Source organism: Streptomyces sp. NPDC043896 (assembly GCF_056435605.1).
This window is the reverse complement of sequence record NZ_JBWKEE010000011.1, coordinates 1-11,737: the sequence shown is the minus strand read 5'-3', so window position 1 is coordinate 11,737 and position 11,737 is coordinate 1. Positions and strand designations below refer to the sequence as shown.

Sequence of the window (11,737 nt, the reverse complement as noted above, 5' to 3'; positions counted from 1 at the left end):
GCAGGCCATCCACACTAACGGGGCACGGGACCGACCTCGTTGCGTTGTTCGAGGGAGAGACCGGACTCACCTGGGGATGAAAGGGAGTGTGGTTGAAAACACCCCGGGCCCGTTACCGGCGCGTGGTGGCGCTTCGACCAGCCGTAAGGGGAGACTGAGAGCAGATCGTCCCGGCGCGAGCCACGCGCCGCCGGCGTACAAGGAGGCAGTCCGTGCCGCACGTCCTGGTCCTCAACGCGTCGTACGAGCCCCTCGGCGTCGTACCGCTCCGCCGCGCGCTCGTCCTCGTCCTGGAGAACAAGGCAATCTCCCTGGAGGAATCGGGCGCCTTCCTGCACAGCGCGACACGAGCCGTCCCCGCGCCCAGCGTGGTCAGGCTCAAGCGCTTCGTGCGGGTCCCCTACCGGGGGCCCGTTCCACTCACCCGCCGCGCGCTGTTCGCCCGCGACGGCGGCCGCTGCATGTACTGCGGGGCCGTCGCGACGAGCGTGGACCACGTCATCCCGCGCAGCAGGGGAGGCCAGCACGTCTGGGACAACGTGGTCGCCGCGTGCCGGCGGTGCAACCACGTGAAGGCGGACCGGCACCTCCTGGAACTCGGCTGGCGGCTGCGCCACCAGCCGGCTCCGCCGTCGGGGCTGGCCTGGCGGATCATCGGTACGGGGCACCGGGACCCGCGCTGGATGCCCTACCTCCAGCCGTACGGGGCGCAGGACGCGCTGGAACGCATCGGAGCCACGGCCTGACCCTCGCTCGCTTCCGCGCCGCCCGCACGGCTCGGGCCCCGGCCACGGAGACCGAGCCGTGCGGCCCGTCAGGAAGGACCGGCCACCGCCTGGGCCGTCGCCGCCCAGAGGCTGCACCCGAAGCGGGTCGCGCGGCGGTCGCACGTGACCCGGACGTAGCGGGTGTCCGGCGCGTCCAGCCGGACCGCGTCCACCCCGCCCCGGGAGGACACCACGGCACCCGGGCGCCACGTCACGCCGTCGCGGGACGTCTCCACCCGGAACTGCGAGGGGTACGCCTCCTGCCAGTGCAGGGTCAGCAGGCCCAGCCTGGCCGGGGAGGCCAGTTCGGCCTGCCACCAGGCCCCGTCCACCGCCGGGGACGACCACCGGGTCGCGGCGGAGCCGTCCAGCGCCGCCGCCGCCGGGAACTGCGGGGCCTCGTCCCCCGAGGAGGTGGCCCGGGCCGTGCGCAGCAGGTCCGGGCCGGCGATGCGCGGGACCGCCCGGACGGTGAGCACCCGTACCTCCCCGTCGAAGGTCAGCGGCACCGCGTACTCCCCGGCCGGGGTGCCCGCCGCGACGGTGACCTCCACCGGGACGGCGACCGTCGCACCCCGCGGCACCACGACCTCCTGAGGGAGCCGCACCTGGACCCCGGCCGGCGCGGCCGCCGCCAGCGGGCCCCGGAACTCGCCGGGCCGCAGCCCGGACAGCTGCGCCGACACCGTGCGCGGCGCGCCGCCGATCTCCGCGTCGGCCCGGCCCCCGTCGGCCAGTTCGAAGCGGGCCCGCGGGCCGTCCGCGAACCACGGCACCACCTGGTGCACCACGGGGCCGGGGCCCGCCCACGACAACCGCACCGCGTCCGCCCGTACGCCCGCCCCGTCGGCCTGCGTCCAGCCGGACACCGCCGCGTCACCCAGCCGCCGCCAGCCCTCGCCCGGCACGTGCGCCTCCACCACCGCGCCCCGCGTGCCCGGCGCCAGCGGGTCCGTCATGACCGTGACCGCGGCGAGCGGCCGCGCCGAGTCCAGCCGGACGGTGTGGGAGCCGGGTTCGTGCCGTACGGTGCCGTCCTTGCGGGCCGCGCCCGTCCAGGCGTCCGACTCCGCCGCCGCCTTCGCGAGGAAGGGGTCGAGCACGGAGGTGTCCACCCGCACCCCGCCCGGTTCCGCCAGCTCGCCCCGCGCCGCCGAGAGTTCCCGCGACAGCCGCCAGGCGGCCGCCCCGTCGCCCCGGGCCTCGGCCCGCATCAGGTCGACCGCCAGCTCGCCCGCGGCCCCGTACCGGGAGAGCCGCTCCAGCCAGGGCCCGGCCTCCGCCGCCACCGGCGCGTCGAGGCGCTCCGGAGCCTCCCGCAGCACGGTGAAGGCCGCGCGGAGCCGCTCCCCGGCGGCCTTGTCCCCGGCGGCCCGGGCCCGCCAGAACTCCTCCACCAGCGGCTTCAGGTACGCCGACTCCTCCACCTTCAGGCCCGAGGAGGCGGTGTTCCCGGCCAGCGCCGCCAGCGCCGCCCGCGTCTTCGGGTCGGGGCCGGACAGTTCGCGGACCGCCGCCGCCCAGGACTCCCCGGCCCGGTAGCCGCGCGGGTTCCAGGCGTAGTCCGCCGCCGTGAACAGCGGGATCCGCGACAGCGTGCCCTGCGCCATCGCGTTGGCCAGCACCCCGGCCGAACCGCTCGCCACCGCCGGATCGCGGCCGGCGTACGGGCCGAGGAAGATGCGGTCCGGGTCCCAGTCGTTGACCGGGTAGTTGTCCATGGTGACCAGCGGATGCGCGAGCGCCGCCCGCGCCCCGGCCAGCTCCTTGCCGGTGATGGTGCGCGGCACCACCCCCACGCCCGTCCAGGCCACTTCGACGCGCGGGTCCAGCGCCCCCGCCAGGGCGGTGCGGTAGGCGGTCGCGCCGTTCTGGAAGTACTCCGTCGGCAGCAGCGACAGCGGGGCCGCCCCCGGATGCCGGGCCGCCAGGTGCGCCGCCAGCTCGCCCGCGACCTCCGCGTGCGCCTTCGCCGCGGCGGCGGGGCCCGTCCCGTACCGCACCCGGTCGGCCCGGCAGCCCCACTCGGTGTAGCTGACGTCCTGGAACTGCACCTGGAACGCCCGGAAGCCCAGCTCCCACATGGCGTCCACCTTGCGCAGCAGGGCCGCCCGGTCGTCCGCCGACGCCAGGCACATCGACTGCCCCGGGGACACCGCCCAGCCGAGCACCACCCGGTTGGCCAGCGCCCGTTCGGCCAGCGCCCGGAACTCCTCCTGCCGCTCGCGCGGGTACTCCTCGCGCCACGCCGTGGTGCGGTACTGGTCGTCGCCGGGCGCCAGCAGCATGCGGTTCTGCTTGGTGCGGCCCAGGAAGTCGATCTGTTCGAGGCGCTGTTCCCGCGTCCAGGGCTGCCCGTAGAAGCCCTCGGTGATCCCGCGCACCGGGGCGATCGGCCAGTCCCGGACCAGCATCCCGGGCACCTTCCCGTGCCCGGCCGCCAGCAGCTGGCGCAGCGTCTGCGCCGCGTGGAACAGCCCGTCCTCGCCCACCCCGGCCAGCGCCACCGTGTCCCGCCCGGCCGTGCGGCCCACGGCCAGCCGGTACCCGCCGCCCGGCAGGTCCCCGGCCGGGGCCGCGCCCAGCGCCAGCAGGGCCTCCTCGGCGTCCGGGCCCTGGAGCCGTACGACGAGGGCCCGTTCGGGCAGCGCCGCCCCCGGGGGCCGCGCGTGCAGGGTCCGCACGCCGGCCGTGCGCAGGGCGGTGCGGACGACCTCGACGGCGTACGGGTCGACGCCCGGAGGGGTCACCAGTACGGCCTCCGCGGGCACCGGCAGCTCCCGTCCCGGATCGGCGGTCGCCGACTGCGGCCGCGGCCACACGGCCGGACCCTCGGAAACCGCTCTGGGAACGTCGGAACCCGGGTCGATGACCGGCCCCAGTCCCGCCGCGTACGTGGCGGCCGAGCCGCTGTCGGGGCGCGCGGAGCCGGAGTTCCCCGGAGCGCCGCCGATGCCCGGCGGAGCGGACGCGACGGCCCCGCCGAGGAGCGTCCCGATGACGGCGACGGCCGCGGCCGTGGTCCGCTTCCTGCCCCTGAGCTGCACGGAGCCTCCCCCGTCCCGAGTCGTCCCCCGACCGTGTGAACGAGCCCGAGCCCACCACCCGCGCGGCCGGGGTGTCAATGCGCGTGGGGTGATCTGACCTGGATCCGCCAGGAATGCGGTGCCCCTGACTGGGTATGGCTGCGGTGTTCGCCACGGGTGTTGCATGGGCGGTCCGACGAACCGCACAAGGGAGGCCTCATGAACGCCCGTACCGCGTCCGGCACCGCGTCCGGCGCCCGCAGGAAACCCGCGCAGCTCGCCCACCTGCCCGCCCCGTCCGGCGCCGAGGACGTGCCGGCCGTCGACGCCGCCTGCCCCCCGCTGACCAGTGAACCGCCGCTGGCCGGCTCCGGGTACGCACCCCTGACCAGCGAACCCCCGCTCGTGGCCGAGGTCCACCTCACCAGCGAGCCGCTCACCTAGCCCCTGCTTCGCGGCCCTTCCCCCAAGGATGACGATGGACGACCTCGCCCGGCTCGCGGCCCTCTACGGCGTCGCCACCTCCTACCAGCCCGCCGAGGACGTCACCGTCCGGGTGCCCGAGGCGACGGTCCGGGCGGTGCTCGCCCTGAACGGGGTCACCGTCGACAGCCCCGAGGAGGTACGGGAGAGGGCCGACCGCGCCGGGCGGGAGCGGGCCGGACGGCTGCTCCCCCCGACGCTGGTGCAGTGGCGGGGGGAACCCGCCCCCGCCGCCCTGGCCGCGCTGCCGGCCGGGACGCGGGTGCGGGTGACCCTGGAGGACGGCGCCGGGGAGGCCGACTGGCACCCCGGCCTGCCCCTGGGGGTGCACCGGCTCACCGCCGGGACGCCCGACGGCCGCACCGCCGCCGCCACCCTGATCGTCGCCCCGGACCGGGCCCCGGAGGCACCCGACCGCGCCCACGGCCTGCTCGTCCAGCTGTACTCCCTGCTCTCGGAGCGCTCCTGGGGCATGGGCGACCTCGGCGACCTCGCGGAGCTCGCCCGCTGGGCGGCCCGCACCCACGGCGCCGGCTTCGTCCAGGTCAACCCGCTGCACGCGGCGCTCCCCGGCACCCCGACCGACCCCTCGCCCTACCGGCCGGCCTCGCGCCGCTTCCCCGACCCGGTGTACCTGCGCGTCGAGGACCTGCCCGAGTGGACCGCCTGCCCCGACCGGGACGCCCTCGCCGAACTGGCAGCCCGGGGCGGGGAGCTGCGCCGGGAGGTGCTGGAGAAGGGGGCGCTGATCGACCGGGACGCCGTGTGGGCCCTCAAGCGCGCCGCCCTGGAACTGCTGTACGCCGTCCCGCGCGAGCCGGCCCGGGAGGCCGCCTACCGGGCGTTCCGGGCCGCCCAGGGTGAGGGGCTCGCCGCGCACGCCGCCTGGTGCGCGGCCGCCGCCGGGGAGGACCCCGGGGAGCGGGCCGACTTCCACTGCTGGCTCGTCTGGCTGACGGACACCCAGCTGACCGCCGCCCAGCGGGCCGCGCGGGAGGCCGGGATGGCGGTCGGCATCGTGCACGACCTGGCCGTCGGGGTGCACCCGGACGGCTCGGACGCCCGTACGGGCCCCTTCCACGCCCGGGGCGCCTCCGTCGGCGCCCCGCCGGACGCCTTCAACGCGCGCGGCCAGGACTGGGGCCTGCCGCCCTGGCGGCCCGACGCCCTGGAGGAGTCCGCGTACGCCCCCTTCCGGGCCCTGCTGCGCGGGGTGTTCCGCTACGCGGGGGCGGTGCGCGTGGACCACGTCATGGGCCTCTTCCGGCTCTGGTGGATCCCGGTCGGCACCCCGGCCGCGCAGGGCACGTACGTCTCGTACGACGGCGAGGCGATGCTGGCCGTACTGGTCCTGGAGGCGCACCGGGCCGGTGCCCTGGTGGTCGGCGAGGACCTCGGGACGGTGGAGCCGCGGGTACGGCGGGCGCTGGCCCGGCGCGGGATCCTCGGCACCTCCGTGCTGTGGTTCGAGCGGGACTGGTCGGGCGGCGGGGAGCCGCTGCCGGCACGGGCCTGGCGGTCGGAGTGCCTGGCCACCGCCACCACGCACGACCTGCCCCCCTCCGCCGCCAAGCTGGCCGGCTCCCACGTGGAACTGCGCGACCGGCTCGGCCTGCTGACCCGCCCTCTGGAGCTGGAGCGGGCCGAGGACGCCGCCGACACCGCCGAGTGGCTGCGGGTGCTGGACTCGCTGGGGCTGGAGACCAAGGGCGAGGAGGCCGCCGTACGGGCCCTGTACGCCTTCCTGCTGCGCACGCCCGCCCGGCTGGTCGGCGTGTGGCTGCCCGACGCGGTGGGGGACCGGCGGCCGCAGAACCTGCCCGGCACCTGGGACCAGTACCCCAACTGGCGGCTCCCGGTCGCCGACGCGGACGGCCGCCCGCTGACCCTGGAGGCGCTGACCGCCTCGGCCCGGGCGAACGCCCTGCTCGGCGCGGTGCGGGAGGGCGCGCAGACCCGTACGGCACCCCCGGGCGCGCGCCCCGTTTAGGTGTTCGCTACTTTTGCACCGTGGACAAGAAGAACGCTCTGCGCGCCGGCGCCGTCACGGCCGGAACGACGCTGATGATGCTGCTGATGACGTCTCCCGCCCTCGCGCTGACCCGCGACGACGGCGACGACCCGGGCCCGGGCCTGAGCATTGGCGAGACGCTCGGCCTGTTCGTGGCCGCGCCGATCGTGCTGTTCCTGGTCATCACGGGCCTCGTGATGGTCGGCGACAAGTCGCGCAAGAACCAGGCCTGACCCGACCGGGCAGGTCCACAGCTCAGACTTCCGGGCGCCGGAGGTCCGCGGAACCGGTGTGAACCGGTCCCGTCGCGACCTCCGGCGCCTCGGCGTACCCGGAGCCGCTCACCGCTCACCGCCCGCCGCCCGTCGGCCGTCGGCTAGGGCATCTCGGCGAGGAGCTTGCGCAGCAGGCCGGTGAGCTGCTCCACCTCTTCGTCCGCGAACCCCTTCAGGGCGGCGCGGTGGACCTCCAGCCCGGCGGAGACGGCCTCGTCGGCGAGGGCGACGCCGCGGTCGGTCAGCGTCACCTGGATCCCGCGCCGGTCGTGCGGGTCGGGGCTGCGGGTGAGCAGTCCGGCCTTCTCCAGCTTGTCCAGGCGCCCGGTCATCCCGCCCGTGGTGAGCATCAGCGTGGCCGACAGCTCGCGCGGCGAGAGCGTGTACGGGGCCCCGGAGCGGCGCAGCGTCGCGACGACGTCGAACTCCCCGCGGGTGATCCCGTGGCGGTTGTACGCCCGCTCGACGGCGTCGCCGATGGCCTTGGAGATGCGGTAGATCCGCCCGAAGACGGCCATGGGGGCGGTGTCCAGGTCCGGTCGTACGACGCCCCACTGGGTGGTGATCGCGTCGACGGCGTCCTTCTCGGCGTCCTTCTTCACCTCGGTCATGACCGAAGTATCCGGCTTCCGCTCAGTCGTTCGCAAGAAAGTAGCTTGCCAAAAAGTAGCTTAGTAGTAAGCTACTTACGAGCGACCTACTCGGGGAGGCCGGGACGGGCCCCCGGGCAGGTCGCCTCCCAACCGCAGCCGCTTCACCATCTGCCCGAGGAGTGACCGTGAACCGTGTCACCACCACCATCCTGACCGCGCTCGCCCCCATCTCCTGGGGCTCGACGTACTTCGTCGCCAGCGAGCTGCTGCCGCCCGACCGGCCCCTCTTCACCGGGGCCATGCGCGCCCTGCCCGCCGGCCTGCTGCTGGTCGCCCTCTCCCGCGTCCTGCCCAAGGGCGCCTGGTGGTGGAAGTCCGCGGTCCTCGGCACCCTCAACATCGGCGCCTTCTTCCCGCTCCTCTTCCTCGCCGCCTACCGCCTCCCCGGCGGTGTCGCCGCCGTACTGGGCTCCGCCGGACCGCTGTTCGTCGTGGGGCTCGCGGCCGTGCTGCTGGGCGAGCGGGCCAGGCTGCGGACCGTACTCGCCGCGATCGTCGCCGCCTTAGGCGTGAGCATGGTGGTCCTGACCGCCGACGCGAAGCTCGACCTCGTCGGCGTCATCGCCGGCCTTGTCTCCTCCGCCGCCATGGGGGCCGGCACCGTGATGACCAAGCGCTGGGGCCGCCCCGAGGGCGTCGGCCCGCTGGCCGTGACCGGCTGGCAGCTCACCGCGGGCGGCCTGGTCATCATCCCGATCGCCGCGCTGGTCGAGGGGGCGCCGCCCGCGCTCGACGGCAAGGCCTTCCTCGGGTACGGCTACATGATGCTGATCAACACCGGTGCCGCCTACTTCCTCTGGTTCCGCGGCATCGGCCAGCTCACCGCCACCTCCGTCACCCTGCTCGGCCCGCTCTCCCCGCTCACCGCCGCCGTCATCGGCTGGGCCGCGCTCGGCCAGGCCCTGTCGCCCGTCCAGCTGGTGGGCATGGCCCTCGCCTTCGGCGCCACGGTGTTCGGGCAGCTCCCGGGGCGGGCGGCGAAGCGGGAGCAGGCGGTGGAGCCGGAGCAGGCACCGGCGCAGGTGGGACCGTTCAGTTCTCCTGAAGGAACCGATCGAAATGTTTCGATGGACCTGACCAAAGTGAGGGTGTGAGAGTAGGTCCAGACCCACCCGGACCACTCCCGAGGAGGAGAACCACCAGTGACCGTCAAGGACCGGATCCGCACCGCACCCACCGCCGCCGGCGTCATCGCCGGCGGCGGCGCCGCTGCCAGGAAGGGGACCGCCGGGCTCGGCGTGCTCCTCGCCCTGGTGGCGACGGTCGTCTGGTCCGGCAGCTTCGTCGCCACCCGCGGCATGGCGGACACGGTCCCTCCCGTCCAGGCCGTCTTCTGGCGCTGGATCATCGCCGCCGTCGCGGTCGCCCCCTTCGCCGCCCACCAGGCCTGGCAGCAGCGGACACTGCTCCGCGAGCACCTCGGCTACATCAGCCTCGCCACCCTCTTCGGCGTCACCCTCTACAACACCCTCGTCCACCAGGCCGGACTGACCACATCCGCCTCCAACATGGGCATGATCATGGCGGCGTCCCCCGTCATCATGGCCCTCTACGCCCGCCTCGGCGGTGAACGGCTCGGCGCCCGGCGCTCCTTCGGCATGCTGCTCGCGGCCCTCGGGGTGCTGCTCCTGGTCGGCGACGGCTCCCTCGGCCTCGACTTCGGCGCCGGCGACCTGTGGATGTTCGGGGCCGCCCTCTCCTTCGCCACCTACAGCGCCCTCCTGAAGCGCAAGCCCGCCGAGATCGGCGGCCTGGCCTTCCTCCTCACCACCTTCGTCCTCGGCGCCCTGATGCTGGCCCCCGCGTACGCCGTCTCCCTCACCGTCCAGGGCGGCTTCGCCCCCACCCCCCACACCATCGGCCCGCTCCTGTACGTCGGCGTCTTCTCCTCCGCCGTCGCCTTCTTCGCCTGGAACAAGGCGATCTCCCTCATCGGGGCGGCCCGCGCGGGAGTCGTCTACTACCTCCAGCCGGTGTGCGTCGCGGTGCTCGGCCTGCTCCTCCTGGGCGAGCGCACCGGTCCGGCACAGCTCCTGTGCATGGCCCTGATCCTGGGCGGAGTCGCCCTGAGCAGCACGGCCCGCCGGTAGCTTCTCGTCCCGTGACCGACTGGGACATCAAGAAGCTCCGCATCCTGCGGACCCTGGCCGACCAGGGCACCGTGACCGCGACGGCCGAGGCGCTGCACATGACGCCCTCGGCCGTTTCGCAGCAGCTGACCAACCTCGCCCGGCAGCTGGGGGTGCCGATCCTGGAGGCCCAGGGCCGGGGGGTCCGGCTGACCGGCGCGGCCCACCTGGTCCTGCGCCACACCGAAGCCGTCTTCGCCCAGCTGGAACGGGCCGACGCCGAACTCACCGGCTACCTGGCGGGCGAGTCGGGCGAGGTCCGCGTCGGCGCCTTCTCCACGGCGGTCCCGGTCCTGATCGTCCCGGCGGCCGCCGCCCTCAAGCGCACGCACCCGGGCATCGAGATCCGCGTCCGGGAGACCGAGGCGGCCGAGTCGTACGAGCTCCTGTCCGGCGGCGTCGTGGACCTGGCCCTCTCCCTGGCCGCCCACGCCCCGGGCGCCCACGACGCCCGCTACACCCGGGTCACCCTCCTGGAGGACCCCCTGGACGTGGCCCTGCCCCCGGCCCACCCCCTGGCGGGTGCACCGGAGGTGAGGCTGGCGGACCTCTCGGCGGACCGGTGGATCTACGGCGGGAGCGGGCCCTGGTCGGAGATCACCCGCTCGGCGTGCGAAACGGCGGGCTTCGTCCCGGAGCAGGCCCACTCGGCATCCGGCTGGACCGCGATCCTGGCCATGGTGGAGGCGGGCATGGGCGTCGCCCTGGTCCCCCGCATGGTCTCGGCCCGCGCCTCCGGGGTCACCGTCCGCACCCTGTCCCACGACCGCCCGACCCGCCACGTCATCGCCGCCCTCCGCCGCGGCACGGAAGCCACCCCGGCCACGTCGCAGGTCCTGAAGGCCCTCGAAACGGCGGCCACGGCCCTTGCCTGAGGGGGCCGGGGGCGGCATCCCCTGGGCGGGGTGGGCGGTAGCCACTGGGGCGGGGTCGGGGAGGTGCTGGGGGTTTCCCGTCAGTCCCATCGTCGTTCCGTGTCGTGCCGGCCTGTAAAGGGCGCTCCCTTCGGTCGCGTCACTTCGTGATCGCCTTCGGCGACCCTTGACAGCCCGTCCCGCCCCGGAAAGCCGAAAGACTGCCGGGAAACCCCCAAAAGAACGGTCACGGGGCAGAAGAGGGAGGGACGGGTCTCTCAGAGACCAGGCGAGGGGCCGGGGGCCGGCCCACCGGGCATCCGGGCCCCCAGGAGCCGAGATCCGGGACCACAGGGCCTCTACCTGCACGGAAGGACGACAGGATCACCCTGCGGACCACCCAGACGCGAAAGATCGCTACGCGCTCCTCTCGCTTGGCGTCCGACGACCGTCCAGGGCTGGTGCCCGCAGCGAAGGTCGATCAGGGCGGCGTCATCGGACTACTGGGCCGTTACCGGCTCGCCAGTCGGCGAGCCGGTTGCGGATGCTGGGGACCATGGGGAGTTCGTCGGTCTCCTCGGGGGTGAACCAGGCGACTTCGAAGGACTCGTCGGACGTGCGGAGGGTGCCGCCCGTGGGGCGGGCGAGGAGGCAGATCGAGAACTCCTGGCGGACTTCCCCGTCGTCGTAGGCGAAGACGTGGCCGGGATTGGTGTAGGTGCCGACGATGCCGGTGATCTCGACGCTGATGCCTGTTTCCTCGTGGGTTTCCCGGACCGCGCAGTCGCCGATGGACTCGCCGAGATCCATTCGGCCGCCGGGAAGGGCCCACATGCCGTTGTCGGTGCGGCGCTGGAGCAGCACCCGGCCGTCGTCGTCCACCACGACGGCGGATGCGGCGGGCACGAGGCTGTTCGCCGACGGGGCGCCGGGGTCGTTTTCATAGTCGATTCTGGGCATCGCTCTCCCTGATGTGGTGCCTGGTCAGCCCTTGAGGGCGCCGACGAGCCGGGCGCGCTCGCGGAGGTCTCGTACCGCCCGGACATTGCCGTGCGGGCGGAGCCTGCGGTTCATCACCTCGAAGTGCTCGTCGCCCCGGGCCGAGGACAGGGCCTCGTACTCGTCCAGGAAGCGCCCCGGACCAGCCCCAGACGGCCGTCAGCCGCCGAGACCGGCGAAGCGCGTAGCGATCTCACGCGCCTGACCGCTCTCCAGGCTGCTCTGATCGTCCTCCACTGCAGGTATCAGCCCCGGACGGCCGCTGGACGCCAATCGATGAGGAGCGCGTAGCGATCTGTCGCGTCTGGGTGGTCCGCCGGTCGCTCTGCTCGACCTTTCCTGCAGGTAGCCGGGCCCCCGGCCCTGGCGGCAGGGATCAAGGGGCCCGGATGCCCGGCCGGCCATGGCCCGGTCCCTCGTCTCGTCCATGACAGGCCCGTCCCTTCCTCTTCTGCCCCGTGACCGTTCTTTTGGGGGTTTCCCGGCAGTCTTTCGGCTTTCCGGGGCGGGACGGGCTGTCAAGGGTCGCCGAAGGCGATC

Annotated in this window: 10 protein-coding genes; 7 read left to right on the top strand and 3 right to left on the bottom strand. The window is 74.5% G+C overall.

From position 1 onward, the window contains the following. Window positions 1–212 precede the first annotated feature (212 nt). The gene (locus AC069X_RS17730; RefSeq protein WP_478729510.1) at window positions 213–746 is read left to right on the top strand and encodes an HNH endonuclease; all 534 of its coding nucleotides are present in this window, start codon (window positions 213–215) and stop codon (window positions 744–746) included. A gap of 68 nt (window positions 747–814) precedes the next feature. Here the strand turns inward: AC069X_RS17730 and AC069X_RS17725 are convergent, their stop codons facing one another. Next, complete coding sequence (locus tag AC069X_RS17725) at window positions 815–3,814, bottom strand: beta-N-acetylglucosaminidase domain-containing protein (RefSeq protein WP_478729509.1); 3,000 nt, start codon at window positions 3,812–3,814, stop codon at window positions 815–817. A gap of 198 nt (window positions 3,815–4,012) precedes the next feature. Here AC069X_RS17725 and AC069X_RS17720 point away from each other — a divergent pair, with 198 nt between their 5' ends. From AC069X_RS17720 to AC069X_RS17710, 3 genes are read left to right on the top strand one after another with little or no spacing between them, the layout of a single operon-like run. Continuing rightward, complete coding sequence (locus AC069X_RS17720; protein ID WP_478729508.1) at window positions 4,013–4,237, top strand: hypothetical protein; 225 nt, start codon at window positions 4,013–4,015, stop codon at window positions 4,235–4,237. A gap of 28 nt (window positions 4,238–4,265) precedes the next feature. After that, window positions 4,266–6,266 carry a 4-alpha-glucanotransferase gene (locus tag AC069X_RS17715; protein ID WP_478729507.1) on the top strand — a complete coding sequence of 667 codons (2,001 nt, stop codon included), beginning with the start codon at window positions 4,266–4,268 and terminating at the stop codon, window positions 6,264–6,266. Between the two features lie 20 nt (window positions 6,267–6,286). Continuing rightward, entirely contained in the window at window positions 6,287–6,520 is a 234-nt protein-coding gene (locus AC069X_RS17710; RefSeq protein WP_478729506.1) for a hypothetical protein, read from the top strand. A gap of 143 nt (window positions 6,521–6,663) precedes the next feature. Here AC069X_RS17710 and AC069X_RS17705 read toward each other — a convergent pair whose 3' ends face one another. After that, on the bottom strand, window positions 6,664–7,173 hold the full coding sequence (locus AC069X_RS17705) for a MarR family winged helix-turn-helix transcriptional regulator (protein ID WP_478729505.1): 510 nt from the start codon (window positions 7,171–7,173) through the stop codon (window positions 6,664–6,666). 161 nt (window positions 7,174–7,334) lie between these two features. Here AC069X_RS17705 and AC069X_RS17700 point away from each other — a divergent pair, with 161 nt between their 5' ends. From AC069X_RS17700 to AC069X_RS17690, 3 genes are read left to right on the top strand one after another with little or no spacing between them, the layout of a single operon-like run. Further along, on the top strand, window positions 7,335–8,309 hold the full coding sequence (locus AC069X_RS17700) for an EamA family transporter (RefSeq protein WP_478729504.1): 975 nt from the start codon (window positions 7,335–7,337) through the stop codon (window positions 8,307–8,309). Window positions 8,310–8,357: 48 nt separating this feature from the next. Beyond that, window positions 8,358–9,305: a DMT family transporter gene (locus AC069X_RS17695; RefSeq protein WP_478729503.1), complete on the top strand. Its 948-nt coding sequence runs from the start codon at window positions 8,358–8,360 to the stop codon at window positions 9,303–9,305. Between the two features lie 11 nt (window positions 9,306–9,316). Then, a complete protein-coding gene (locus tag AC069X_RS17690) occupies window positions 9,317–10,219 on the top strand; it encodes a LysR family transcriptional regulator (RefSeq protein ID WP_478729502.1) in 903 nt (300 codons plus the stop codon). A 471-nt stretch (window positions 10,220–10,690) separates the two neighbouring features. Here the strand turns inward: AC069X_RS17690 and AC069X_RS17685 are convergent, their stop codons facing one another. Further along, on the bottom strand, window positions 10,691–11,158 hold the full coding sequence (locus AC069X_RS17685; RefSeq protein ID WP_478729501.1) for an NUDIX hydrolase: 468 nt from the start codon (window positions 11,156–11,158) through the stop codon (window positions 10,691–10,693). Window positions 11,159–11,737: the final 579 nt, after the last annotated feature.